The following is a 24,443-nucleotide window of genomic DNA, read 5'->3' as shown; positions in this document are numbered from 1 at the left end:
GGAACTTCCCTTAAATCTCGACTGCCGTCACTTGATCGAGACTTTGGCGAGGCCGAACAGCGAGCCCGTCGGCGTTGGCACGAAGCCTTCGACGTTTTTCTGCTCCGCCGTGTAGCCATAGGCCGTGTAGAGCCAGATCCAGGGCGAGACTTCGGCGATATGCTTCTCGAATTCGGCAAAGATCGCCTTGCGCTTGGCCGGGTCGGTTTCGACGCGGCCCTTCTGCATCAGGCTATCGAGCGTATCGTCGATATAGTTGGCGACCTTCTGCAGATTGCCGGTTTTCGTCCAATAACGGTTATACATCGAATAGGGATCGGCACTGCCGCCGTTCAGCGCGACCGCCATGTCGAAATTGCCCTTCAGCCAGGTATCGACGTAGACGTTGAGCTCCATCACCTTGATATCGAGCTTGATGCCGATTTCGGCGAGCTGCGATTGGATGACCTGCGCTTCGGCGGTGGCGGTCGGCGGTTCGCCGGTAGCGGCGATCACGGTCGCCGAGAAACCATTGGCAAGGCCGGCATCGGCCAACAGCTTCTTGGCCTTGGCCACATCGCGCGTATAGCAGAACAGTTGGCTTGGGTCGGTCGCATAGAGCGGCATAGTCAGCGGGCCGGTCACTTTGCCTTCGCCGAGTGCTGCGGTATCCATCACGTCCTTGCGGTCGATGGCGCAGGAGATCGCCTGGCGTACTGCCAGCTGATCCATCGGCTTGCGCGAGGGGTTGAGCTGCAGGACGTTATAGGACAGGACCGGCGTGCGGGTAAGCTGCAGCTTTGGCTCCTTGGGAACCAATGTTGCCACGAGCGGATCATTCAGAAGCGCAAAATCGATCTGGCCGGTGCGCAGCGAGGCGAGGATTGCGGTCTCGTCCGGCAATACGCTGATGTTGATGCCATCGACGCCGACAGCGCCGCCTGCCCAATCCTTGTTGGCGCTCAGCACTTCCTTGGAGTTCGGAACCCAGCTGTCCAGCTTGAAGGGGCCGGAGCCGATCGCCTTGGTACCGATGGTGCCGGCGGTAATTTCGCTTGCCGGAACAATGGCGGCGTTGAGGCTCGTCATCGCCGTCAGCAGCGGAACGTCGGGCTGGGACAGGTTGAAAACCACGGTATTGGCATCGGGCGTATCGATGCTCGCGATCGACAGGAAGTTGGCACGGGCAACGGCGCCGGTCGCCTGATCGAGAACGCGCTGGAAGGAAGCTTTTACATCAGCCGACGTGACTGGGGCGCCGTTCTGGAACTTTGCCTTGGCGTTGAGCTTGAAGGTCAGCTGCTTGCCGTCGGCCGAAAACTGCCAGCTGTCGGCGATGCCGGGCACGATCTGCAGATTGCCGTCGAGGCGAACGAGCGGTTCGTAGATCAGTTCCAGCAGGCGGATGGAGGAGAAGGCCGTCTGCTTGTGCGGGTCGAGCCCGGTCGCATCCTGCGACCATGCCATGCGCAGCGTCGCTGCTTCGACTGGCATCGCGACCGTCGCCAGGCCAATCCCCACGGCCAGCGCCATTCCCGAAATCAGCGTCTTTCCAAAATTCCCCTTCATTCCAATTCCTCCAAATTTTTTTAAATGTCCCCGGCCGATTTTGGCCCATTGATTGCCATCGCGGCTTGCCGCGACGTTCGTTCAAGCAGTTTTCGCATTGATGGCCTTGCGCAGGAATCCATCAGCGTTTTGCAATGCCGCGCGGGCTTCTTCAATGCCCATTCCGGTTATTTCCATGAGAATGGCAAGCTTGACGTCATTTCCCGTCAGGTCGAGGACGCGACGCGCCTCCTGCTGAGAAGAACCGGTCGCCTGCATGACGATGCGCGCGGCGCGGGCCACCAGCTTCTTGTTGCTGGCGCTGACATCAACCATCAGATTCTGGTAGCTTTTGCCGATGCGGATCATGCTGGCCGTCGTCAGCATATTGAGAATGAGCTTCTGTGCCGTGCCGGACTTCAGGCGCGTCGAACCCGTCAGGATTTCTGGTCCGACAACCGGGGAAATGGCCAGATCGGCAATGCCGGCAATGATGGAATTGGGATTGCAGGACAGGGCAACAGTAAAGGCGCCGATGCTTTTCGCATAATTCAAGCCGCCGATGACATAGGGGGTGCGGCCGCTGACGGCGATGCCGACGACGACATCAGCCTTCGTCAGCTTGATCTCCTCCAGCGCCTGGCGGCCCTGCTCCGGATCGTCCTCGGCCCCTTCGATCGAGCGCCGCAGCGCATCGGGACCGCCGGCGATCAGACCGACAACCATATCTGGCGGCACGCTAAAGGTCGGCGGGCATTCGGAGGCATCGAGCACGCCAAGCCGGCCGCTGGTTCCCGCTCCCATGTAGATCAGCCGACCACCCTTCTGAAAGGCGGTGACGATCTGGTTGACGGCAGCGGCGATTGCCGGAATGACCTTTTCGACGGCAATCGGCACCGTCTGGTCCTCGTAATTCATCTCGCGCAGGATATCGAAGGTCGGCAGCAGATCGATATGCATCGTATTCGGATTGCGGCCTTCGGAAACCAACTGCTCCAGTTCGGATATCAACTTCTGCTCTGTCATGGGACTGCTCTCGAAATGACGCTTCGATACCAATAGGTCAGGGATGGCGAGCTCGACCAATGGGGTGTCGGGCCTGCCGCGGCAAAATTCGGTTCTCAACACATCGGAAGGCTGACATCAGCCAGGCGCAGCAGCCCTTTTCGGCTTTGTTCCGCGCCCAATCCCTGTTTACCTTCGTTAACATTATGACCGTTTATTCCTTTCGTCAATCCAGAGAGGAATAAAATATTCCATATCGGTCGTGCGAAAATTCCCGCCCCGATCGTATCGTTCAATGTTGGCAAATCGCCCTTCTGGCGAGGATGATGGCACCCGATACGGCATCGCCGTCGATCGGCTTGAGACTGCGGCGCACATCCGGCGCAAGCCAAGGCTCCAGTGGGCTTGCAAGCCCGCCAAGCAGGCAGACGCGCGGCGCCCCCTTCTCGAACAGGGTGCGCACCAATGTGTCGATATGCCCAGCCGCATTCTGCACGATGCGCCGCGCCACGGAATCTCCCTGGTCTGCATGACGCAGAACCATGGGTGCGAGTGCGGCGTAATCGGTGGCGGAAGCACGATCCATCCAGGCGACCGCCTCCGCCGGATCATTCTGGAACCGCTGCATGATCTCGGCCAGCAACGCCGTCTTCTGCTCGCGACCGTCATGAGCGCGGAGCGCAAGCTGCACTGCCTTCAGCCCGAGATAAGCGCCACTGCCTTCGTCCGAGATCGGAAAGCCGTAGCCGCCAACGCGCAATTGCCGCCCTTCGACAAGACCGAGCCCGATGGACCCCGTGCCGGCAATGACGATCGCCCCATCGCGGCCGGAATGAGCGCCGAGGCAAGCCCCCTCGCCATCGCTGACAAAATCGATGCTGGCGAAGGGATGTTCTATGGCTCGAAGGGCAGCCAGAGCACCTTTGCGGCTGATCCCAGCCAGGCCGACGCCTGCATGGATATGCCTGATATCCGCTGCACTCAGACCTGCCTCCTCGATTGCCGCATCGAAAGCCCTCGTGATCGAAGCCCACGCCTGCTCAATGCCGAGACGGGTCGTCGCGGGGCCGGACAATCCCTGCCCCAATACCGTGCCGTCAGCATCCTCGATGCGGGCGCGGCAACCGGTGCCGCCGCCATCGACGCCAAGGAAATAATGGGCGCTTTTGGCTACATCGCTCATGACGTCAATCGCTCGATATCGGCGCCGCAAAGGCGAAGCTTGCGATCGAGCTGTTCGTAGCCGCGATCGAGATGATAAACGCGATTGACGATGGTCTCGCCCTCAGAGACGAGCGCCGCCAGCACCAGCGAGACCGAGGCGCGGAGGTCCGTCGCCATCACCTGCGCGCCCTTGAGCGGTGGACCGCCCCGCACGAGAGCCGTCGTGCCCTGCAGCGTGATATTCGCGCCGAGCCGCATCAGCTCCGGCACATGCATGAAGCGGTTTTCGAACACGGTCTCGCGGATCAGCGACGCACCCTCTGCGCAACAGGCAAGAGCCATGAATTGCGCCTGCACATCCGTCGGGAAACCCGGATAGGGTTCGGTGGTGAGGTCAGTGCCCTTGAGCGGCCGGTCGCTTGAGACAACAAGGCCGCGGTCGCTCGGCCAAACGCTGACGCCCATGGCTTCCAGCGCCTGCACGACCGAGGCCAGGTTTTCAAGGCGGGCATGGATAAGCTCCAGCTGTCCGCCGGTAATGGCCGCAGCCACGGCATAGGTGCCGGCCTCGATACGATCCGGGATGCCGTGGTGTTTGGCAGCACGCCAGCTGGTATCGCCGTCAATCAGGATGCGATGCGTGCCCGCCCCCTCGATCCGCGCGCCCATGGCGCTGAGGCAGGCGGCGAGATCCGCAACCTCCGGCTCGCGCGCGGCATTCAGAATTTCCGTCTCGCCCTTGGCGGCGCAAGCGGCCATCATGGCGGTCTCCGTCGCGCCGACCGATGGCGAGCTCAGCACGATGCGGGCGCCTTTCAGCCCATTCGTGGCAGAGGCGACGATCACGCCGCCTTCGATCGCAATATCGGCGCCGAGGGTTGCGAGCGCCTTGATGTGCATATCGACTGGCCGGGCACCGATGGCGCAGCCGCCGGGAAGGGAGACACGCGCCTGGCCGAAACGGGCGAGCAGCGGCGCCAGCACCAGAACCGTTGCCCGCATGCGCCGGACCGTGTCGTAGGAGGTTTCCTTCGAGACGATGGCACTCGAATCGATCGTGGTGACGTGCCCCGCGCGGGTGACCTTCGCACCGTGAAGGGCGATGACGCCAAGCATGTTCTCGACATCGCTCACCAACGGCAGGTTGGTGAGCTCCAGCGGATACGGGCTCAAAAGCGCCGCCGCGATCTGCGGCAAAGCGGCATTCTTGGCGCCTGAAATCGTCACGGCACCCTGCAACCTTTTGCCGCCGGAGATGCGAAGTCTATCCATGATCAGAACCCGTTGAAGAGCAGCGCGAAGTCCCAGAGACTCCACCACCTGCTTCCTGCCGAAGACTATTCGTCCATTCCATACTGTCAACGGAAATTGGAATTTTTTATTCCAATTCTCTGTGATAACCTCCACTACTCGAAGCACGGTTGCCCGGCTTCGCTCAAATGCTATTTTCACTGTGTTCGTGGTGACGCGTGAATCGGCCTCGGCGGCCTGAAGGAACAGATGTCTATCCTGAAGAAAATCAGCGCGCAGCTCGAGACCATGGCGCCGGCCGACCGCCAGATCGGGCAATTCATCGTCGACAAACCCGACCAGATGCTGCGGCTCTCATCGGCGGCTCTTGCCGTCGAAACCGGCCGCAGCCAATCGAGCGTCGTCAAGTTCAGCCAAAAACTCGGCTATGCCGGCTATCAGGAACTGAAGCTCGCGGTCAGCGAGGCGAAGGCGCAGGAATGGCCGGCGCCCGCGGGCATGATCCACGGCACGATCGAAGTGGATGACGGCTATCTGACCATCCTGCAGAAGCTGCTGGGCAGCAAATTGCAGGCCATGCAGCAGACCATCGCGGTCAACAACGAGGCCGATATCGAAAAGGCGCTGGAGGCTCTTCACGATGCCAGGCGCATCCACCTGGCCGGTGTCGGCGCCTCGTCGCTGGTCGCCAGAGACTTTTCCTACAAGCTTATGAAGCTCGGCCGCAATGTCCTGCACGATAGCGACAGCCATGTGCAGATGGCGAATGCTTCGACGCTCGGGCCGGACGATCTGCTCTTTGCCCTTTCCTATTCCGGCGCCAGCATCGAGACACTGCGGATCGCCGAGCTGGCAAGCCAACGCAAGGCGACCGTCATCGCCGTGACCGGGCTTCAGGACAATCCGCTCGCGCGTGTCGCCGACATCCGCCTTCACACCGTCGGTGATGAGGACCGCGTTCGCTCTTCATCGATCACGGCGCGCGATGCCCAGCTGATGCTGACGGATTTGCTGTTCATTCTGTTGGTACAGCGCCAGCCCGATGCCCACGACTATGTCCACAACAGTGAAACCGCCGTCTCCGTGCTGAAGGCCAAGCGCCTTTCGTAGAGGCCGGTAAACAAGCTGTGACGGCTGCAAGTCTATACGGCGCGGATTTCCGGACGTAGCTTGCGGACCCTTTCGCAATGCACCCGGAGATATCTCATGGACCTCGGCCTCAAGGATAAAGTCGTTCTGATCACGGGCGGCTCGAAGGGCATCGGCTATGCCTGCGCCGAACTCTTCCTCTCGGAAGGCGCACGCGTCGCCATCTGCTCTCGGTCGCAAGCCAATATCGATGCCGCCCTCTCCAGGCTTTCGAGCGCACATGGCTATGCCGCCGACCTGATATCCGATGAGCAGGCACTCGCGGTCGTTAACAAGGTCGAGGCCGAAACCGGCCCCATCGATATTCTCGTCAACAGCGCAGGGGCCGCGGCACGCACGCCGGCAGACGAACTGACCCCCGCCATCTGGCGCGCCGCGATGGATGCGAAATACTTTTCCTATATCAACGTGATCGATCCCGTCATCAAGCGGATGGGCGCGCGCGGCTCGGGCGCCGTCATCAATATCATCGGCAATGGCGGCAAGGTCGCCTCGCCCTTCCATCTGGCCGGCGGCTCGGCCAATGCCGCTCTGATGCTCGCAAGCGTCGGGCTTGCCAATGCCTATGCCGGCAAGGGCGTGCGGGTCATCGGCCTCAATCCCGGCCTGACGGAAACGGACCGAGTCGCCGAAGGCCTGAAGGCCGCGGCTAAAGCGACCGGCTCGACCGAGACGGAAGCACTCGCGGATGCCTTGAAGCGCATCCCGATCGGCCGTATGGCCGATCCAGCTGATATCGCCAATGTTGTTGCCTTCCTGAGTTCGGTCAAGGCAAGCTACGTCACCGGCGTCGTCATCAGCATGGACGGCGCGCAAGTGCCAGTCGTGGTCTAGAGGACCAAGCGGCGGCTCAAGCCGCCGCCTTCCAGTCCAGACCGATATCGAGCGTCGGCGCGCTATGCGTCAGCCATCCCGCGGAAATGAGATCGACGCCGGAGGCGGCAATGGCGGCAGCGGTTGCCGGCGTGATACGGCCCGATGCTTCGGTAATGGCACGGCCGGCGACGATATCGACAGCGGCGCGTAACTGATCCGGCCTCATATTGTCGAGCAGCACGGCATCCACACCCTCGGCCATAGCTTCGCGAAGCTGTTCCAGCGTATCGACCTCGACTTGGATCTTGACCATATGGCCGACGCCCGCCTTGGCGCGTCGGATCGCCTCGACGACACCGCCGGCAATGGCGACATGATTGTCCTTGATCAGAACCGCATCATAGAGCGCGAAGCGATGGTTCATGCCGCCGCCGGCGCGGATTGCATATTTCTCCAGCGCTCGAAGACCCGGCGTTGTCTTACGGGTGCAGACGATCGACGCCTTCATGCCGGCGATCGCCTCGACGATGCCACCCGTCACCGACGCGATGCCGGAGAGATGACCGAGGAAATTGAGCGCAGTGCGCTCCGCCGTCAGCAGGCCGCGCGACGGCCCCTCGATCGTTGCGATCACGTCACCGACGTCGACCTTAGTCCCGTCTGGCACATGGCGGGTCATGACGATCGCCGGATCAACGAGCTGGAAGGCAAGCTCAGAGGCATCGAGGCCAGCAATCACGCCCGGCTGTCGCGTCACCATCGCTACGCGGGACCGATGTGTTGCGGGGATCACGGCTGTCGATGTGACGTCACCGGCGAGGCCGAGATCTTCCAGTAGCGCATTGCGCACCAGCGGCTCGACGATGAGGCGAGGAAGGGGGGCGAGGGTCATGTCAGGCACTCCTGGCAAGAGAATAAGGGGGAACGGATCTGGCGATATCAAGCGCATCGGACAGGCGCATGGTGCGGCGCTGCGCATGCGGCAGCTTCAGCGGGAAATCCGTGCGGGCATGGGCTCCGCGCGATTCCGTGCGAAGGCTGGCAAAGACGGCGATCAACAGCGCGACGAGAGCCGGATCGGCCGACGCCCCGTCCGCATCGAACAACGGCAGGAGGGCCGCGATCGCGCCGTGAATGGCGCCGGCATTGCGCAGCACACCGAGATGGCGCGAGACGATTGGCCGAACGAGCGACAGATCTGGCGCCGCAATGCTCGGATTGTCTCGCGGCAATTTCGCCTGGCTCGCATCGGCTTCGGCAATATCCCGCGCCGCCCGTATGCCCATGACGGCAGCTTCCAGCAAAGAGTTGCTGGCAAGACGATTGGCGCCATGTAGACCGGTGGAAGCTGCCTCGCCGACGACCCAAAGGCCCGGCACAGAACTGCGACCAGCCTCATCCGTCGCGACGCCGCCCATATGATAATGAACGGCAGGACGCACGGGGATAAGCTCGTGGGACGGATCGACACCGGCCTCGCCGCACAACGCGTCGATGACGGGGAAGCGCTGGGCGAAGCTGTTGCCAAGCGCCTGACGGGCATCGAGGAAAACCCGGCCGCCCCGCGCGATCTCCGCGCTGATGGCGCGCGCAACGACATCGCGGGGTGCAAGTTCCGCACCGTCGACTTCGGCCATGAAGCGCTCGCTCTTTTCATTCAGGAGCAAGGCACCCTCGCCGCGAACCGCCTCGCTGACAAGTGCCAGCGGCCACCGGCGGCTATCGAGCGCCGTCGGGTGGAACTGCACGAACTCGATGTCGGCCAGCAGTGCTCCGGCGCGGGCGGCAAGCGCGATCCCTTGACCGAAATTGCCGACCGGATTGGTCGTGGCATCGTAAAGGCCGCCTATGCCGCCCGTCGCAAGCACGATGCGGGAGGATGGCAGGATGACCGTGCCCTTCTCCGTTGCGCACAGGAGACCGGCAACATGATCGCCGTCCAGCAACAGGCGTCTTGCTTCATAGCCTTCGAGCACCGTGATCGATGGGGTGCGGGCGACCGCTTCGACCAGCGCGCGAACGATGGTCGCACCCGACCCGTCACCCTTGGCATGTACGATGCGGCGTAACGAATGAGCCGCTTCGAGACCCAGGGACAATTCGCCAGCACTATCGCGATCAAACTCGACGCCGGCGCGCTCAAGAGCCGCAATGGCAGCAGGCCCCTCCGCGAGAATTCTCGCCGCGACCTGCGCGTCGCAGAGGCCATCGCCGGCGGCGAGCGTATCCGCCAGATGCAGCGCTGCGCTGTGATCCCGGCCGACGCAGGCAGCGATGCCGCCCTGTGCCCAACCGCTCGACGTTTCCGCGCCGAGCGCAGCACGCGTTACGATCACGGTCGGCTCAGGCGCCAATGTCAGCGCCGTCATCAGCCCGGCAAGGCCGCTGCCGACGATGACGATACGACCGCTTAATTCCTCAAGGATCTCGCTCATATCGCCAGCATCCTCTCTACCGCGCGCCGCGCGTCGGCCGCGATGGCCGGATCGATGGTGACTTCATGCTGGCCTTGTTCCAGTGCCTTGCGGATATTGCCGAGCGTGATGCGTTTCATGTGCGGGCAGAGATTGCAGGGCCGGATGAACTCGACGTCGGGATGATGCACGGCGACATTGTCGCTCATCGAACATTCCGTCAGCAGCACGACGCGTGCCGGACGCTTGTTGCCAACGTAGTCGGACATGACGGCGGTCGAGCCGGCAAAATCGGCCGCCTCGACGACATCCGGCGGGCATTCCGGATGCGCAAGCACCGTTACGCCAGGATAGTTCTCTCGAAGCTGGCGAATATCATCCGCAGTGAAAAGCTCATGAACCTCGCAATGCCCATGCCAGGCGATGAGCTCGACATTGGTTTCGCGCGCGACGTTGCGTGCCAGATATTCATCTGGAAGCATCAGCACCTTCGGCACGCCAAGCGATTCCACCACTTGGCGGGCATTGCCCGAGGTGCAGCAGATATCCGATGCCGCCTTCACGGCCGCCGACGTATTCACATAGGTGACGACGGGAACACCCGGATGCGCCTGCCGCAGTAGGGCGATATCCGCTGGCGTAATCGATTCCGCCAGCGAGCAGCCAGCCTCCATATCCGGGATCAGAACTGTCTTGGTCGGGTTCAAGAGTTTCGCCGTCTCGGCCATGAAGTGCACGCCGGCAAGCACGATGACGTCGGCGTCCACTTCCACAGCCTTGCGGGCAAGAGCCAGACTGTCGCCCACGATATCAGCAACGCCGTGGAAGATTTCCGGCGTCTGGTAGTTGTGCGCGAGAATGACGGCATTGTGCCGTCGCTTCAGCTCAAGGATGGCGTCAACGTCATCCTGAAACGTCAGCCATTCGGCTTTCGGGATAACGCGGCTCACGCGCTCGTACAGGGAAGATGCGGATACGGGAAGATTCATGACCGGCTCCTTATTATACTCATTTTGAGTATATCCTGCGCAAATAGATATTCTCGATATGAGCATATGTCAATTGCGGGAGAGCGGTAATTTCGTTCCGGAGAATTCGCGTTCTTCAAGGATGGCGCGGCGGAAGCGGAAGAGCTTGGCCGGACGGCCGCCAGTCTCGCTTTCAGTGCCGCCGGTCTCTTCCACGAGTTCCTGCTGTTCGATCAGCCGACGGAAATTCTGCTTGTGCAGCGTGAGGCCCGCCAATGCCTCGACGGTTTTCTGCAATTGCAGAAGCGTGAAATTTTCGGGCAGGAGCTCGAACACAACGGGGCGATACTTGATCTTGGCCCGCAGCCGCGCCATGCCGGTGGCAAGGATACGGCGATGATCGGCAAACATCGTCCGGCCGAACGTCCGTGACCCGTCGCAACCCGCCTCTGCAACGAGACGCGCCTCGTAAAGCAGCTCATAGCGCTGCAGAACAAGATCTTCGTTCCATCCAGCCCCATTCATCCCGAAATCGAAGTCGACGCGACGGCGGCGCTGACCGCTCCTTGTTGTATCCGCGTCGACCCATGCGGCCAGACTGGCAGCGATATCATCGAGAATTGCCGGACGGCCCTTGCGGTGGTCTTCCCAGGGTAGATATTCGTACCAGCCATGCCAACCCGGCAGGCGGCCGCCTGGCGCCGCCTGCTCCCGCACGAGACCGAGATAGCTGATCGAAATCGTCCGTCCGCCCAGGATTTCATTGTTCCGGTCGCGATCGGCGAACGTATAGAGCTGTTCGAGATAGCCGACCGGATGGGCCGTTTGCTCCCTGATCCATTCGCGCAGCCCGCTTTGCAGCGTTCGATGCCCAAGCTCGAACGGACCGGACGGCAAGGCTTCGCCCGAACGCACCGTCATCACCCGGGGATCATTCCCCGTAACGGCCGTCAGAACCGCGATCAGTTCGGCATGCGCAAGCCCTATGGTCAAGCGAACTCCATCATTCGTTTCACTATGGATGTTCTCGCATGAAGCGAGGCTCAAGCCAATGCGGGCGTTTGCGCACTCCACATCTGGCGAGAATGGATCGCGCTTAACGGCTCACATAGTCGGGATACTGCTCGCAGATCAGATCGATGATCGACAAGGTGCCGGATAGATGCTGGCGCAGCGCGGCCACGGCCGCCTCAGGATCGCCCAGGCGAACGGCATCGACGACGGCCTGATGATCGACGATGATCTGCTCCAGCTTGCCCGGCATCGGCAGGTTGAGCATGCGCAGCCGGTCGATATGCACGCCCTGGCGCCGGACGGTCGCCCACAGGCCGAGAATGTCCGCCCTCTCGTAAAGCACCCGATGAAAATCCTTGTCGAGCGTGTCGAAGAGATCATAGGTTTCCGGCGAAACGACATGCTTCTGGCGAGACAGAACCGTTTCCAAAGTTGCCGCCGTCTCATCGGGCGACTCCAGCGTCAGCCGGCGGACCGCCTCAAGCTCGATCGACAGCCGCAGGAAATGCGCCTCGATCGCATTGCGGACATCGATCCTTGAGACAACCGTCGCATATTGCGGATAGACCTCAACCAGCCCTTCCTCCTCCAACCGGATCAGGGCATCGCGCACGGGCGTCTGGCTGACGTTGAATTCGCTTTGCAGCGAGATGCGCGACAGGACAGTCGTCGGCGGCAAGCTCATGGAAAGAATACGGGATCGCAGGATTTCGAGGATCTGCGGCGCGACCTGACGGGAACGATCCAGGGCGAATTCTTTCGGGTTGAGCTTCACTGGCGGCCTTTCTGATCGAGAGCGTCGATCCATTAAGCACAGTTTGGGACTTGATGCACTGATACATTAGTGCTTTAGTCTTACCAACCCAACTTCATTTCTCAAGGGTTGGATCCAAGGGGAGGAATAAATGAGAGGATTTCTTCGCTGTCTGACCGCGGCTGGCATCATCGTCGCCGGTGCTTTTTCAGCCAGCGCCGCCGAGAAGACCGACATCTCGATCACGCGCCAGCCGGGCATTCTTTATCTCGCCAGCCACGTCATGGAGACGCAGAAGCTGATCGAGAAACATGCGGCGGCCGATGGTCTGCCCGGTGTTGCAGTGGAATGGCGCACCTTCAGCGGCGGCGGGGCGCAGACCGATGCGCTACTGTCCGGCAATGTCGACATCGTCAACACCGGCACCGGTAATCTGCTGCTGCTCTGGGATCGCACCAGGGGCAAGGTCAAGGGCATCGTCACCAATTCCGCCCAGCCGGTCATCATGGTCTCGCGCGATCCGCGGGTTCAGTCGCTGAAGGATATCCAGCCGGGCGACAAGATCGCGGTGCCGACAGTCGGCGTTTCGACGCAGGCGATCCTGTTGCAAATGGCCGCCGCACAGATGTATGGCGACGACCAGGTGCACAAGTTCGATCCCAATACCGTGCAGCTCGGCCATCCCGATGCCATGGCCGCGCTCGCCAACCAGACGCATGAGGTCAAGAACCACTTTTCCGCTCCGCCTTTCCAGTATCTGGAATTGAAGCAGGCCGGCGTCCACAAGGTCATCGATTCCCGCGACATCATCGGTGGCGAGCTGACCCAGGGCACCTTCTTCACCACGACACAGTTTGCGAGCGCAAATCCGACGATCATCAAGGCAGTGCGCGAGGCGACGGCGGAAGCGATCGATTTCATCAAGAAGGATCCGAAATCGGCAGTGGAGGCCTACAAGACCGTCAGCGGCGACAAAACGAGCGTCGAGGACCTGCTGGCGATCCTCAACGAGCCGCACATGATGGAATTCCGCATGGACCCGCAGGGCACCATGAAGTTCGCGGACCACCTCTACAAGACAGGCGTGTTGAAGACGATGCCCAAGGCCTGGACGGATTATTATCTGCCGGAAGCGGCCGATCTCAACGGCAACTGACGCCCGCGGGCGGCATCAATGCCGCCTGCAAGCCATCTCTTGGAGGAGCCCTCATGCTTCAGGCAAATATTGCCGCCGACAGGCCGATGACAGAAACGACGATCGCCAAGCCGCTGTTGAATGTCGAGAAGGTGACGCTGCGTTACAAGACGCCGAACCTCCTCATCACTGCGACGGAAAACGTCAGTTTTTCGGTGGCCCAATCGGACCGCTTCGTCCTCCTCGGCCCTTCCGGCTGCGGGAAATCGACGCTGTTGAAGGCCATCGGCGGCTACATGACACCTACGACAGGCCGCATCGAGATCAAGGGGCAGCCAATCAGGAAGCCCGGCGCCGACCGCATGATGGTCTTCCAGGAGTTCGACCAGCTGCTGCCATGGAAGACTGTGCTGGAAAACGTCATGTTTCCGCTGACGACGGCGCGCCGCCTACCGCGCAAAGAGGCGGAGGCCATTGCCCACGACTATATCGATAAGGTGAAACTGACACGCGCTGTGGACACCTATCCGCATATGCTTTCCGGCGGCATGAAGCAGCGCGTTGCTATTGCCCGAGGCATGGCGATGCAGCCCGACATTCTCCTAATGGACGAGCCCTTTGCCGCGCTCGACGCGCTCACCCGCCGCCAGATGCAGGACGAATTGCTGCAGCTCTGGGAAGATACCCGTTTCACCGTCATCTTCGTGACCCACTCGATCGCCGAGGCAATCAAGATCTCCAACCGCATCCTGCTGCTGTCGCCGCATCCTGGCCGCGTCAAGGCCGAGGTGCGTGATGTGGAATCGGTCCGTGACGATGCCGCGGCCGCCGCAAAGCTGGAACAGGAAATCCATCACATGCTGTTTGCCGAACAGGGGCACAGGGAGTGAGACCATGAGCGCACCACAGATCATCCTTGCTCCCCAGGCAGCCGAAACCGCTGGCCATATCGCCGCTGTCGAGCAGAAGCTCGGCACGCTCGAACTCCTCTGGCAATCGAGCCTGTTCCGCAAATCCCTGCTGATCGTCGCCCTCGCCATCATATGGGAGGCCTATGCCCGGCATCTCGACAATCCACTGCTGTTCCCAACACTCAGCGACACCCTAACGGCACTCTATGACCGTTTCGCCGACGGCGTTCTGCCGGCACGCATCTGGACCACACTCAAGGTGCTGGTGACGGGCTACGTGGCGGGAACGGTGCTTGCCGCTATCCTCACGGTCGTCGCGATCAACACGCGCATAGGCACCGATTTTCTGGAAACCATGACGGCGATGTTCAATCCGCTGCCGGCGATTTCACTGCTGCCGCTCGCCCTCATCTGGTTCGGCCTCGGTCCGGCAAGCCTCGTCTTCGTGCTCATACATTCGGTCCTTTGGGCTGTCGCGCTCAACACCCATGCCGGCTTCCTCGGCGTCTCTCGCACCCTGCGCATGGTCGGCGCCAATTATGGGCTGACCGGACTATCCTATGTTTTCCGTATTCTCATCCCCGCTGCCTTCCCCTCGATCCTCACCGGCTTGAAAATCGGCTGGGCCTTTTCCTGGCGCACGCTGATTGCCGCCGAGCTTGTGTTCGGTGTTTCCTCCGGCCAGGGCGGCCTTGGCTGGTTTATCTTCGAAAACCGCAATCTGCTCGACATTCCCTCGGTCTTCGCCGGCCTGCTGACTGTGATCGTCATCGGGCTTATTGTCGAAAACCTGGTCTTCCAGACGATCGAGCGTCGGACCCTGCAAAAATGGGGCATGAAGGAATGACGCGGCGTATCGATTTCTCGCTTCCACCAACATTCGGATATAAGGCTGGAATATAATGAGCAGCAGGAAAAAGCCCTCGGAACTGCGCAGCGCCAGATGGTTCGCCCCGGACGATCTCAGAAGCTCAGGCCATCGCTCGCGCACCATGCAGATGGGCTATGCGCCCGAAGAATGGGCAGACAAGCCCGTTATCGCCATCCTCAACACCTGGTCGGATGCCAATCCGTGCCACGCGCATTTCAAGCATCGCGTCGAGGATGTAAAGCGCGGCATCCTGCAGGCCGGCGGCTTCCCACTGGAACTGCCGGCCCTGTCGCTATCGGAAAGCTATGTGAAGCCGACAACCATGCTCTATCGCAACATGCTGGCGATGGAGGCCGAGGAGTTGCTGCGCTCGCATCCGGTCGACGGCGCCGTGCTCATGGGCGGCTGCGACAAGACCACGCCGGGCCTCGTCATGGGCGCGCTTTCGATGGGTCTGCCGATGATCTATCTGCCGGCCGGCCCGATGCTGCGCGGCAATATCGCGGCGAATATCTGGGCTCCGGCTCCGACGCCTGGAAGTTTTGGGACGAACGCCGCGCCGGCACCATTTCGGAGAAGGAATGGGTCGATGTCGAGGCCGGCATCGCCCGCTCCTACGGCCACTGCATGACCATGGGCACGGCGAGCACGATGACGGCGATCGCCGAAGCACTCGGCCTCACCCTGCCCGGCGCCAGCTCTATCCCCGCACCGGATGCCAACCATATCCGAATGTCCTCGGCCGTCGGCCGCCGCATCGTCGAGATGGTGTGGGAGGATCTCGTTCCCTCCAAGATTGTCACGGAAGCCGCTGTCAACAATGCCGTTGCTGTCGCGATGGCGACGGGCTGTTCCACCAATGCCGTCGTCCACCTCATCGCCATGGCGCGGCGAGCCGGCACCAATCTCTCGCTCGACGACCTCGACAGGGCCGGCCGCACCACGCCGGTACTGGCCAATATCAGGCCGACCGGTAAGACCTATCTGATGGAGGATTTCTATTACGCCGGGGGCTTGCGCGCGCTGATGTCGAAGCTTTCCTCCAAGCTCGACCTGTCGGCCCTCACCGTATCGGGCTTCACCCTCGGCGAAACGCTCGAGGGTGCCAAATGCTACAATGACGACGTTATCCGTTCGCTCGACAATCCGGTCTATCATGAGGGCTCGCTTGCGGTGCTGAAGGGCAATCTCGCTCCGACAGGCGCCGTCATCAAACCCGCCGCCTGCGATCCGCGCTTCCATAAGCATCAGGGACCGGCGCTGGTGTTCGACACCTATCCAGAGATGAAGGCGGCAGTGGACGATGAAAATCTCGACATCACGCCCGATCACGTCATGGTGCTGCGCGCGCCGGCCCGCAAGGTGGCCCCGGCATGCCGGAATGGGGCATGCTGCCGATCCCCAAGGCGCTCCTGAAGCAGGGTCATCGCGACATGCTGCGCCTCTCCGACGCCCGCATGAGCGGCACCAGCTACGGCGCCTGCATCCTGCATGTCTCGCCTGAATCCTACGTCGGCGGCCCGCTGGCGCTTCTGCGCAACGGCGATATCATTCGTCTCGATCTGGAGGCGCGGCGCATCGACATGCTTGTCGATGAGGACGAGTTGCAGCGCCGCCGCGACGCATGGGTCAAGCCGGCGGAAAAATTCGGCCGCGGCTATGGCTGGATGTTCTCGCGCCATGTGGCGCAGGCCGACACCGGCTGCGACTTCGACTTTCTGGAAACCAGCTTCGGCCCGACGCCGGGCGAACCCGACATCTACTGATCACGGAGGATACATCGCATGAGCAATTACGTGCTGAGCAACGAGACGCGCGACAAGCTGAAGGGTGTCGCGACGCCGACGATCGCAACCGCCCTCTTCAGGCGCGGTCTGCGCAACCAGTTCATCCAGGATGTCCGGCCGCTTTCGCCGAAGAAGGCGAACATGGTCGGCCAAGCCTTTACGCTGCGCTATATTCCGGCGCGCGAGGACCTGAACACGCTTGAAGTCTTCCGCAACCCGGAACATCCGCAACGCGCCGCCGTCGAACAATGCCCGCCCGGTTTCATTCTGGTCATGGATAGCCGCAAGGATGCGCGAGCAGCCTCGGCGGGCTCGATCCTGATCTCGAGGCTGCAGGTGCGTGGCGTCGCAGGCGTCGTCACCGATGGCGGTTTCCGCGACAGCCCGGAAATTGCCGCCCTCGACATCCCCTCCTATCATCACCGCCCGTCCGCCCCGACAAACCTTACGCTGCATCAGGCAATCGAGATCAACGGCCCAATCGGCTGCGGCGATGTCGCAGTTTTCCCCGGCGACGTTCTGGTCGGCGACAATGAAGGCGTTATCGTCATTCCCGCCCATATCGCCGACGAGATTGCCGACGAGACGGTGGAGATGACGGCCTATGAGGACTTCGTCACCGAAGAGGTCTTGAACGGCGCCACGATCATCGGCCTTTATCCGGCGACCAGCGACGCTCCGAAGCTGAAATTCGCCGAATGGCGGAAAAAGAACGGTCGCTAATCCCTCATCGAACAAACGCAGCCGGCCGCACCGCCGGCTGCGTTCCTCACAGCCTATTCTTCCCTGACCAGTTTCAGAACGAGCTGCTGGAGATTGCCGCCGTCGCTGAATTCGACCTTGTCGAAGTCGACATTGCGCTGCCGCTCCTTTTTGGAAATCTCGCCGAGCCGCTTCGTCAGTTCCACGCGGATCTTGCTGCATTTCGGATCGTCGGGCACGGAAAAACCGACGCTCATGGCCTCGATCTCCTTGACCATGTCCTTGATATATCCGCCATGCACCCGCTCATGCGCCTCGACGCCGGCGATGAATTTCTGCCAGCTTCTGCGGGTCGAGGCAGGCAGCTGCCCGGTGGGTTTCGGTAAGGTGTAGGTGATGATCACCTTGGGAATGTTGGTGGTGATGGTGCAGGCACCATCCGGCTGCGGCTCGTATTTGCGGGTCCAGGTGAGCTTGAAATCCGTGTGGGCGATCGCCCTTATCTTAGGACCAAGCAGCGGACCGCGCTCGCCGATCGAATCATAAAGTTCGGCGCCGGACGTTCCGGTAATCGCATAGGTCTTGATAATCTCGATCGGCTGCCAATCGGCATAGGCAGTCATCGGCAGAAAAGCGATGCATAGCGCCATCGCCGGCAATCGAATAGCTGATCTCACAAACTTCCCCGTACACGCTGCTCAAGCGCGGCAAGCTAGCTGGTGACCCACGCCATTTCAATGAGCGTCAGGCGTCAGAATGCCGAAGCAGAGTACAGCAACTCTTCGGCGTCCTCTCGCTCCATATCGAAAACCCGTTTGCCGATGGCGAAGCTGAAGCCGTTGCGGGCAAAGGCGGAGAGTTCCTTCGCCTTGCGCTTCTCGTCGAGATCGCCACGGCGAAAAGGCCCGAAACCACGCTTCCTGGCAAAGATGACGGCGGATTGGAGATCATCGACCTCCTCCACTGCCGCGACGACCGTCTCGCCGGCAATGCCTTTGGAGGCGAGCCTGAAGGCAATGGCTTTCTTCGACTTGCCGGAGCGAACCGCCGAACGCGTGCTGATCTCGGCAAAGGCGACATCATCAAGCACCTTCAGCTCATAGGCGAACTTGATGGCAAAATCGGCTAGCGCCTTGATCTGGATTTCGCTGATATCCTCGAACTTCTGCTTCGCTTTCTTGGCGATCGCATCGAACAGCTGCTTCTCGGTCATCATCCGGCGTTCAAGACGATAGATCGTGGAGTTGCGCGCCCAGGAGAGCATGCGGCTGGTCGGCGGTGTTTCATCCATGAAAGAAGGCATTCGGCGAAAGAGGAATCATCACGGAGAATTTTACGCAAGCCATGCCGTTCAGGCAATGAATGCCCTTGGTTATCATGGGATGATTGGTTAAGTTGGCGCTGCGGCCTCGGCAGTAACATGTCGAGCGTCGAACCCCATCGACGGTGGAGGCCGTCTCAAGCATCACATTGCTATGGATTACGGAGCCTGCGGCTCTCCCGGCCGCGTTGCCGATCGGGCATCGGTGCTCCGTCAGAGGAGACAAAAATGGATTATCGCAAGCTCGGCCCAAGCGGGGCCGTAGTCACCGCCTATTGCCTTGGCACCATGACCTTCGGCGCGGAAGCGGACGAGGCCGCGTCCCACAAGCTGCTGGACGATTATTTCGTCTGGGGCGGCAATTTCATCGATACCGCCGACGTCTATAGCGCCGGCAAATCGGAAGAGATCATCGGGCGCTGGCTGAAGGCACGTCCGACCGAGGCTCGACAAGCCGTGGTCGCCACCAAGGGCCGTTTTCCTATGGGCAAGGGCCCGAACGATATCGGTCTGTCGCGCCGGCATCTGGGCCAAGCCCTGGACGGCTCGCTGCGCCGACTCGGCATCGATCACATCGATCTCTACCAGATGCATGCCTGGGATGCCCTGACCCCGATCGAGGAGACGCTGCGCTTTCTCGACGACGCCGTACGCGCCGGCAAGATCGGCTATTACGGCTTCTCCAACTATGTCGGCTGGCACATTGCCAAGGCCGCCGAGATCGCCAAGGCGCACGGATACACGCGGCCGGTGACGCTGCAGCCGCAATATAATCTGCTCGCCCGCGAGATCGAACTTGAGATCGTCGACGCGTGCTGGATGCCGGCATGGGCCTTCTGCCGTGGTCGCCGCTCGGCGGTGGCTGGCTGACCGGCAAATACAAGCGCGACGAGACGCCGACCGGCGCCACCCGTCTCGGCGAGAACCCAAATCGCGGCAACGAATCCTATGCCGCCCGCAATGCACAGGAGCGGACCTGGGCGATCATCGATGCCGTTGCAGAGATCGCTAGGGCACGTGACGTCAGCATGGCGCAGGTGGCGCTTGCCTGGACGGCGGCGCGTCCAGCCGTGACCTCTGTCATCCTCGGCGCCCGTACGCGCGAGCAGCTTGCCGACAATCTCGGCTCGGCAGAACTGAAACTGTCGGAAGTGGAGATGGGCAGGCTGAACGACATCAGCGCACCGCAGGCAGCGGCCTACCCCTATGGCGAAGGCGGCAGGAACCAACGCCATCGCAAGATCGAGGGTGGCCGGTAACACGAACTTGGCGGCGAAGATTGCTTTTCGCCGCCAGTTTTTTCACTCTGATATCGGAGTGGCGCAAGAATCTCCGGTCAGACCAGCGGCGGATTGAGCCGGGCAAACCCTTCCTGCCGCCGATAGGGAAAATAGGGATAGGGCGCGGTCACGGCGCTCACCCGGTCCAGTTTTTCGATCTGTTCCTTGGAAAGCATCCAGCCGACTGCACCGAGATTCTGCCGCAACTGCTCCTCGTTGCGCGCGCCGATGATGACGCTCGATACCGTCGGGCGGCTCAAGAGCCAGTTGATCGATATCTGCGGCACGCTCTTGCCGGTTTCGGCGGCAATCTCATCCAGCACTTCGACAATATCGAACAGCTTTTCGTCATCGACCGGCGGACCGAAGGTAGCAGTCTCGTGCAGGCGGCTTTTCTCCGGCAGCGGCTGACCACGGCGGATCTTGCCCGTTAGCCTGCCCCATGCAAGCGGGCTCCAGACCAGGGCGCCGACATTCTGATCAGCGCCAAGCGGCATCAATTCCCATTCATAATCCCGGCCAGCAAGCGAATAATAGACCTGATGGGCGACGTGGCGTGCATAGGAATGCTGGTCGGAGATGGCGAGCGATTTCATCAGCTCCCAGCCAGCAAAGTTCGAAGCGCCGATGTAGCGGATCTTGCCCGCCTTCACGAGGCTGTCGAGCGTCGAGAGCGTCTCCTCGATCGGCGTCGAGGCATCGAAAGCATGCAACTGCAACAGGTCGATATAATCGGTGCCGAGGCGGCGCAGGGCAGCATCGACCGATTTGATCAACCGGGAACGCGAGGTGCCCCAATCGGCCGGTCCATCCCCCATCGGCAGAGCCGTCTTGGTCGAGATCAGCACCGCATCGCGCCGGCCTTTGATCGCCTCGCCGAGGACTTCTTCCGAGGCACCGGCCGAATAGACATCAGCCGTATCGAAGAGATTGACGCCGGCCTCGAGGCAGATATCGACGAGGCGCCGCGCCTCCGTCGCATCCGTCGAGCCCCAGGCGCTAAAGAGCGGCCCGCTGCCGGCAAACGTTCCAGCTCCGAAGCTGAGCACGGGCACTCTCAAACCGGAAGCACCAAGATTTCTGTAATCCATCGTCTGTCTCCTTTGCTTTCCCAATAGATAGACGCTCCCGCGCCATTGATATAGATTGCCGACAAGAAACTGATTTGTGATTTCAATTCATCATGAGCCGTCAAGATATCAATCGCTCCGGTGAGATGGAGGTCTTCGTCCGCGCCGTGGAGCTCGGTGGCTTCACCGCCGCGGCCACAGCCTGCCGCATGACACCCTCAGCCGTCAGCAAACTCGTTGCAAGGCTGGAAAAACGCCTCGGCACGCGCCTCATCAACCGCTCGACGAGACGTCTGCAACTGACGCCCGAGGGGTGCGGCTTCTATGAGCGCAGCGTGGCAATTCTGGCCGACATGGCCGAGGCGGAACGTCATGCTTCGACAGGTGAACGAGTAGCAGGGCATATCCGCATCAACACCAGCGGTTCCTTCGGCAATCATTTGCTCGCCCCGCTCATTCCCGCCTTCATGGCGCTCTATCCGGATGTCTCGCTTGAGGTCTTTCACACCGATCGTGTCGTGGATCTGATGGAAGAGCGGGCGGATGTCGCAATCCGCGCCGGCCCGCTGAAGAGTTCCAGCCTCACCGCACGCAAGCTCGGCACGACGCGCAGCATGATCGTCGCATCACCGGACTATTTGCAGCGGCATGGCGTCCCCCGCTCGCCGGAAGAGCTGAAAAAACATAGCCGCATCGACTTTTCTTATTCTCGGGCGATTGAAGGCTGGCCCCTGCGGCTCGGCAATGAAATGATGAGACTTCCCGCCCTGCGTGGCCTGCAGGTGGGTGACGGCGAGGCCATGCGGCATCTCGTGCTTGCGGGGGCCGGCATTGCGCGCCTTGCCACCTTCACCATCAAAGCCGACCTCGAAGCTGGACGGCTGCTTCCGATCCTGGAAGAGTTCAATCCGGGTGATGTCGAAGAATTCTACGCCGTTTATATCGGCCAGGGCGGACCGCTACCGGCTCGGGTGCGGGCGCTTCTGGAATTCCTGCGCGACAATGTCAGGCTATGAAAACGCGATGCGGCCCCTTGGGAGCCGCATCGCTCAATTTGAAAGCAATAGCCATCTATTCCTGATCAAGCCGCCGGCTGACGGGTCTTGCGCAGATAGGGCAATACCGTGTCGAACGAGCCGAAGCGGGTGATCGCATCCTCGTTGGAAACGGCAGCCGTGATGATGACGTCTTCGCCCTGCTGCCAGTTTGCCGGCGTTGCCACCTGGTGCTTTGCCGTCAGTTGGATCGAGTCGATGGCGCGGAGAATTTCGCCGAAGTTGCGGCCTGTCGTCATCGGATAGGTGAGGATCAACTTGATCTTCTTGTCCGGGCCGATGACGAAGACGGAGCGAACGGTGGCATTGTCGGCGGGCGTGCGCCCTTCCGAGCTTTCACCGGCACCTGCCGGCAGCATGTCGTAGAGTTTGGCGACCTTGAGATCCTTGTCGCCGATCAGCGGATATTCGACTTCGAAGCCGGTTGCCGTCTTGATGTCGCTCTTCCACTTGCTGTGGCTTTCGACCGGATCGACGGAAATGCCGATAACCTTGACGCCGCGCCCGGCAAATTCCTGCTCCAGGCCTGCCATCGCCCCCAGTTCGGTGGTGCAGACGGGCGTGAAGTTCTTCGGGTGAGAGAACAGCACGGCCCAGCCGCCGCCAATCCAGTCATGGAACTGGATCTCGCCCTGCGTCGTCTCAGCGGTGAAATCAGGAGCAATATCGTTGATACGCAAACTCATTATAGTACCTCCAAAATGTGAGCCTCGCCGCATGCCTTGAAGGCTGGGCGAGAAACAGCACGGTCAAAAAAGTCGGCCGCACAATGACGTCGAATGCCTCGCATGAAAAGCCCTCTTTCAGGCGGATGCGGCGATCGCTGTCGAAAATCCGTGCGGCCTGCGATGCCTGGCACGCGCCTTCACCATTTCGAGGAAAGCGTAGCCGCTGGGCCACCGTCCAAAGCCGCTGGCGACATTGATATGGCCGGCCAGGCCAATATTGCGGATATCGGAGTTCCACAGCCGCCCGAACATTGTGAGGCGATCCAGCCGCATATAGATGTCGTTCAGGCTGCCGATCGTCATGCTCGGGAAAGGCAGTGTCTCCGTCGGCATGGTCCCGAAGGAAAGATGGCCCGGATGAAGCGTCTCGGTCGCGGGAATATCGCAAGGCGCGACGAGAAGCGCACCCTTGATCCTTCGCGCAGCCGGGCGACCGGCCAACCTGGCCGTCAGCAGGCAACCGAGGCTGTGGGCGACGATATAGGCTTCGCCTGCCTCTTCCAGCGCTGCTTCCAGCCTTTCCCTCCAAATGCCGAGATTGGGAAAATCCCAATCATCCTGCTCGACAAGCCGTGCGTCAGGCTGGTCCTGCAGCCAATGGCGCTGCCAATGGCCTTCGCCCGACCCGAACAATCCCGGCACGATCAGCACTCTGGTCATGATACCCCCGCCGCCGATTTAAGCGAGAACCGTAGCTCGCGACACGAAACCAAAGGCAGCCCCTTCAATACCAGGGCGCCGGCATGGAGCACCAATAGTAGAGTTCATAATCGCGGGCTGAAGGCTCCCGGTCGTGAGAGACCGGCACCGCCGCTTGCACGGACACGTCCCTCTTTCCATCCAACGGGAAGAAACCGAAAATCGTCTTCAGGCGACTGATGATATTAGATCTCATGCAACCCTCCATCACGTTGAATTCCGGCCCGATGCTCGCAGACCGCATCTCTCCAGGCACTATTCCGCAGCGACCAGCGCCGCTGCCCGATGCGGAAAGAAGGCGGCGAGCTCGCCGACAACCTCGTTGATCCGGTTGGCGAGCGGCTCCGAGGAAACTTTGTAATTGGTGAAATCGCGATCCGAGGCATAGACCGCGGTCGGCAGCGTATGGGCCATGAAGAAACCGAAGAGCGGCCGCAGCTGGTGTTCCACCATCAAAGCGTGGCGATCGCCGCCGCCGGTAGCGGTGATGATGATCGGCTTGGCGCGCAGCTCGTGCGGATCGATAAGGTCGATGAGATGCTTGAAGAGCCCCGGATAAGATCCCTTATAGGTCGGCGAACCGATGATCAGCGCGTCCGACGAGACGATATCGTCGATCACGCGCTTCGCCCGATCGTCAAGATCCTGGCGCGATAGCGCAAGGCCGAGCGAAGGGCCGACATCGTGCAGGTCGTGGACCTTGGCTGAGAACCCGTATCGGTCGCTCGCCAGATCGGCGACGGTCTGGACCAGTGCGTAGGTCTTCGATGGCCGGTTGAAGCTGCCGGCAATGCCGACCAGTTTAGGCGCACTCATTCTCAT

General features: G+C 61.1%; 23 protein-coding genes and 2 pseudogenes. 9 read left to right on the top strand and 16 right to left on the bottom strand.

The window, feature by feature from the left end; translation table 11 throughout:
* Window positions 1-27: 27 nt before the first annotated feature.
* From BSK43_RS26615 to murA, 4 genes are all read right to left on the bottom strand, one after another.
* A complete protein-coding gene (locus BSK43_RS26615; RefSeq protein ID WP_077467789.1) occupies window positions 28-1,548 on the bottom strand; it encodes an ABC transporter substrate-binding protein in 1,521 nt (506 codons plus the stop codon).
* An 81-nt stretch (window positions 1,549-1,629) separates the two neighbouring features.
* Window positions 1,630-2,553 (bottom strand): N-acetylmuramic acid 6-phosphate etherase, encoded by a 924-nt coding sequence (gene murQ / locus BSK43_RS26610; protein ID WP_077467788.1) that lies wholly within the window; start codon window positions 2,551-2,553, stop codon window positions 1,630-1,632.
* Between the two features lie 271 nt (window positions 2,554-2,824).
* Window positions 2,825-3,715, bottom strand: a complete 891-nt coding sequence (locus BSK43_RS26605) for an N-acetylglucosamine kinase (RefSeq protein WP_077467787.1) — start codon at window positions 3,713-3,715, stop codon at window positions 2,825-2,827.
* A complete protein-coding gene (gene murA, locus BSK43_RS26600) occupies window positions 3,712-4,968 on the bottom strand; it encodes a UDP-N-acetylglucosamine 1-carboxyvinyltransferase (RefSeq protein WP_077468259.1) in 1,257 nt (418 codons plus the stop codon). The genes BSK43_RS26605 and murA overlap by 4 nt, the downstream gene beginning before the upstream one ends.
* Window positions 4,969-5,196: 228 nt before the next feature.
* Between murA and BSK43_RS26595 the strand changes: the two genes are divergently transcribed.
* Both BSK43_RS26595 and BSK43_RS26590 read left to right on the top strand, forming a co-directional pair.
* Window positions 5,197-6,057, top strand: a complete 861-nt coding sequence (locus BSK43_RS26595) for a MurR/RpiR family transcriptional regulator (RefSeq protein ID WP_077467786.1) — start codon at window positions 5,197-5,199, stop codon at window positions 6,055-6,057.
* Window positions 6,058-6,153: 96 nt separating this feature from the next.
* Window positions 6,154-6,930, top strand: a complete 777-nt coding sequence (locus BSK43_RS26590; RefSeq protein WP_077467785.1) for an SDR family NAD(P)-dependent oxidoreductase — start codon at window positions 6,154-6,156, stop codon at window positions 6,928-6,930.
* Window positions 6,931-6,946: 16 nt separating this feature from the next.
* On the opposite strand, the gene nadC is transcribed toward BSK43_RS26590, so the two are convergent.
* The 5 genes from nadC to BSK43_RS26565 all read right to left on the bottom strand — a co-directional run bounded on the left by nadC (window position 6,947) and on the right by BSK43_RS26565 (window position 12,083).
* Window positions 6,947-7,804 carry a carboxylating nicotinate-nucleotide diphosphorylase gene (gene nadC, locus BSK43_RS26585; protein ID WP_205910667.1) on the bottom strand — a complete coding sequence of 286 codons (858 nt, stop codon included), beginning with the start codon at window positions 7,802-7,804 and terminating at the stop codon, window positions 6,947-6,949.
* 1 nt (window position 7,805) lies between these two features.
* Window positions 7,806-9,347, bottom strand: coding sequence for an L-aspartate oxidase (locus BSK43_RS26580; protein ID WP_136687290.1), 1,542 nt, complete (start codon window positions 9,345-9,347; stop codon window positions 7,806-7,808).
* The gene (gene nadA / locus BSK43_RS26575; RefSeq protein ID WP_077467783.1) at window positions 9,344-10,315 is read right to left on the bottom strand and encodes a quinolinate synthase NadA; all 972 of its coding nucleotides are present in this window, start codon (window positions 10,313-10,315) and stop codon (window positions 9,344-9,346) included. The genes BSK43_RS26580 and nadA overlap by 4 nt, the downstream gene beginning before the upstream one ends.
* A gap of 69 nt (window positions 10,316-10,384) precedes the next feature.
* Window positions 10,385-11,287: a hypothetical protein gene (locus BSK43_RS26570; protein ID WP_077467782.1), complete on the bottom strand. Its 903-nt coding sequence runs from the start codon at window positions 11,285-11,287 to the stop codon at window positions 10,385-10,387.
* A 103-nt stretch (window positions 11,288-11,390) separates the two neighbouring features.
* Window positions 11,391-12,083, bottom strand: coding sequence for a GntR family transcriptional regulator (locus BSK43_RS26565; RefSeq protein ID WP_077467781.1), 693 nt, complete (start codon window positions 12,081-12,083; stop codon window positions 11,391-11,393).
* A gap of 130 nt (window positions 12,084-12,213) precedes the next feature.
* Here BSK43_RS26565 and BSK43_RS26560 point away from each other — a divergent pair, with 130 nt between their 5' ends.
* From BSK43_RS26560 to BSK43_RS26540, 5 genes and pseudogenes are all read left to right on the top strand, one after another.
* Window positions 12,214-13,218, top strand: a complete 1,005-nt coding sequence (locus BSK43_RS26560; protein ID WP_077467780.1) for an ABC transporter substrate-binding protein — start codon at window positions 12,214-12,216, stop codon at window positions 13,216-13,218.
* A 53-nt stretch (window positions 13,219-13,271) separates the two neighbouring features.
* Window positions 13,272-14,087 carry an ABC transporter ATP-binding protein gene (locus BSK43_RS26555; protein ID WP_077467779.1) on the top strand — a complete coding sequence of 272 codons (816 nt, stop codon included), beginning with the start codon at window positions 13,272-13,274 and terminating at the stop codon, window positions 14,085-14,087.
* Between the two features lie 4 nt (window positions 14,088-14,091).
* Window positions 14,092-14,955, top strand: a complete 864-nt coding sequence (locus BSK43_RS26550; protein ID WP_077467778.1) for an ABC transporter permease — start codon at window positions 14,092-14,094, stop codon at window positions 14,953-14,955.
* A gap of 55 nt (window positions 14,956-15,010) precedes the next feature.
* Window positions 15,011-16,745, top strand: a pseudogene (gene araD / locus BSK43_RS26545) (L-arabinonate dehydratase).
* Between the two features lie 18 nt (window positions 16,746-16,763).
* Window positions 16,764-17,489 (top strand): ribonuclease activity regulator RraA, encoded by a 726-nt coding sequence (locus BSK43_RS26540; protein WP_077467776.1) that lies wholly within the window; start codon window positions 16,764-16,766, stop codon window positions 17,487-17,489.
* 53 nt (window positions 17,490-17,542) lie between these two features.
* On the opposite strand, the gene BSK43_RS26535 is transcribed toward BSK43_RS26540, so the two are convergent.
* Together BSK43_RS26535 and recX are read right to left on the bottom strand one after the other, a co-directional pair.
* Entirely contained in the window at window positions 17,543-18,118 is a 576-nt protein-coding gene (locus BSK43_RS26535) for a DUF922 domain-containing protein (RefSeq protein WP_077467775.1), read from the bottom strand.
* 101 nt (window positions 18,119-18,219) lie between these two features.
* Window positions 18,220-18,759, bottom strand: a complete 540-nt coding sequence (gene recX, locus BSK43_RS26530) for a recombination regulator RecX (protein WP_077467774.1) — start codon at window positions 18,757-18,759, stop codon at window positions 18,220-18,222.
* Window positions 18,760-19,017: 258 nt separating this feature from the next.
* On the opposite strand from recX, the pseudogene BSK43_RS26525 reads away from it, so the two are divergent.
* Window positions 19,018-20,048, top strand: a pseudogene (locus tag BSK43_RS26525) (aldo/keto reductase).
* Between the two features lie 77 nt (window positions 20,049-20,125).
* Here the strand turns inward: BSK43_RS26525 and BSK43_RS26520 are convergent.
* Entirely contained in the window at window positions 20,126-21,160 is a 1,035-nt protein-coding gene (locus BSK43_RS26520) for an aldo/keto reductase (RefSeq protein ID WP_077467772.1), read from the bottom strand.
* 92 nt (window positions 21,161-21,252) lie between these two features.
* On the opposite strand from BSK43_RS26520, the gene BSK43_RS26515 reads away from it, so the two are divergent.
* Window positions 21,253-22,155: a LysR family transcriptional regulator gene (locus BSK43_RS26515; protein WP_077467771.1), complete on the top strand. Its 903-nt coding sequence runs from the start codon at window positions 21,253-21,255 to the stop codon at window positions 22,153-22,155.
* A 65-nt stretch (window positions 22,156-22,220) separates the two neighbouring features.
* Here BSK43_RS26515 and BSK43_RS26510 read toward each other — a convergent pair whose 3' ends face one another.
* The 4 genes from BSK43_RS26510 to msuE all read right to left on the bottom strand — a co-directional run bounded on the left by BSK43_RS26510 (window position 22,221) and on the right by msuE (window position 24,437).
* Window positions 22,221-22,880 (bottom strand): peroxiredoxin, encoded by a 660-nt coding sequence (locus BSK43_RS26510; RefSeq protein WP_068393793.1) that lies wholly within the window; start codon window positions 22,878-22,880, stop codon window positions 22,221-22,223.
* A gap of 117 nt (window positions 22,881-22,997) precedes the next feature.
* On the bottom strand, window positions 22,998-23,582 hold the full coding sequence (locus BSK43_RS26505) for an alpha/beta hydrolase (protein ID WP_077467770.1): 585 nt from the start codon (window positions 23,580-23,582) through the stop codon (window positions 22,998-23,000).
* Window positions 23,583-23,646: 64 nt separating this feature from the next.
* Window positions 23,647-23,817, bottom strand: a complete 171-nt coding sequence (locus BSK43_RS35225) for a hypothetical protein (RefSeq protein ID WP_169055466.1) — start codon at window positions 23,815-23,817, stop codon at window positions 23,647-23,649.
* 59 nt (window positions 23,818-23,876) lie between these two features.
* On the bottom strand, window positions 23,877-24,437 hold the full coding sequence (msuE, locus tag BSK43_RS26500; protein ID WP_077468257.1) for an FMN reductase: 561 nt from the start codon (window positions 24,435-24,437) through the stop codon (window positions 23,877-23,879).
* Window positions 24,438-24,443: the final 6 nt, after the last annotated feature.

The organism is Rhizobium sp. P44RR-XXIV, assembly GCF_001999485.2.
In the GTDB taxonomy this organism is placed as follows: domain Bacteria; phylum Pseudomonadota; class Alphaproteobacteria; order Rhizobiales; family Rhizobiaceae; genus Rhizobium.
Note: the sequence above shows the minus strand (reverse complement) of the source record. Positions and strands in the feature narration are given on the sequence as shown.

Coding starts and splice junctions, on each gene's coding strand:
- BSK43_RS26515 (WP_077467771.1), top strand. CDS start 21,253: ATGAGCCGTCAAGATATCAATCGCTCCGGTGAGATGGAGGTCTTCGTC.
- BSK43_RS26540 (WP_077467776.1), top strand. CDS start 16,764: ATGAGCAATTACGTGCTGAGCAACGAGACGCGCGACAAGCTGAAGGGT.
- nadA (WP_077467783.1), bottom strand. CDS start 10,315: ATGAATCTTCCCGTATCCGCATCTTCCCTGTACGAGCGCGTGAGCCGC.
- msuE (WP_077468257.1), bottom strand. CDS start 24,437: ATGAGTGCGCCTAAACTGGTCGGCATTGCCGGCAGCTTCAACCGGCCA.
- BSK43_RS26595 (WP_077467786.1), top strand. CDS start 5,197: ATGTCTATCCTGAAGAAAATCAGCGCGCAGCTCGAGACCATGGCGCCG.
- nadC (WP_205910667.1), bottom strand. CDS start 7,804: ATGACCCTCGCCCCCCTTCCTCGCCTCATCGTCGAGCCGCTGGTGCGC.
- BSK43_RS26590 (WP_077467785.1), top strand. CDS start 6,154: ATGGACCTCGGCCTCAAGGATAAAGTCGTTCTGATCACGGGCGGCTCG.
- murA (WP_077468259.1), bottom strand. CDS start 4,968: ATGGATAGACTTCGCATCTCCGGCGGCAAAAGGTTGCAGGGTGCCGTG.
- BSK43_RS26605 (WP_077467787.1), bottom strand. CDS start 3,715: ATGAGCGATGTAGCCAAAAGCGCCCATTATTTCCTTGGCGTCGATGGC.
- BSK43_RS26615 (WP_077467789.1), bottom strand. CDS start 1,548: ATGAAGGGGAATTTTGGAAAGACGCTGATTTCGGGAATGGCGCTGGCC.
- BSK43_RS26510 (WP_068393793.1), bottom strand. CDS start 22,880: ATGAGTTTGCGTATCAACGATATTGCTCCTGATTTCACCGCTGAGACG.
- BSK43_RS26580 (WP_136687290.1), bottom strand. CDS start 9,347: ATGAGCGAGATCCTTGAGGAATTAAGCGGTCGTATCGTCATCGTCGGC.
- BSK43_RS26505 (WP_077467770.1), bottom strand. CDS start 23,582: ATGACCAGAGTGCTGATCGTGCCGGGATTGTTCGGGTCGGGCGAAGGC.
- BSK43_RS26520 (WP_077467772.1), bottom strand. CDS start 21,160: ATGGATTACAGAAATCTTGGTGCTTCCGGTTTGAGAGTGCCCGTGCTC.
- BSK43_RS26560 (WP_077467780.1), top strand. CDS start 12,214: ATGAGAGGATTTCTTCGCTGTCTGACCGCGGCTGGCATCATCGTCGCC.
- murQ (WP_077467788.1), bottom strand. CDS start 2,553: ATGACAGAGCAGAAGTTGATATCCGAACTGGAGCAGTTGGTTTCCGAA.
- BSK43_RS26535 (WP_077467775.1), bottom strand. CDS start 18,118: ATGGCGCTATGCATCGCTTTTCTGCCGATGACTGCCTATGCCGATTGG.
- BSK43_RS26550 (WP_077467778.1), top strand. CDS start 14,092: ATGAGCGCACCACAGATCATCCTTGCTCCCCAGGCAGCCGAAACCGCT.
- recX (WP_077467774.1), bottom strand. CDS start 18,759: ATGGATGAAACACCGCCGACCAGCCGCATGCTCTCCTGGGCGCGCAAC.
- BSK43_RS26555 (WP_077467779.1), top strand. CDS start 13,272: ATGCTTCAGGCAAATATTGCCGCCGACAGGCCGATGACAGAAACGACG.
- BSK43_RS35225 (WP_169055466.1), bottom strand. CDS start 23,817: ATGAGATCTAATATCATCAGTCGCCTGAAGACGATTTTCGGTTTCTTC.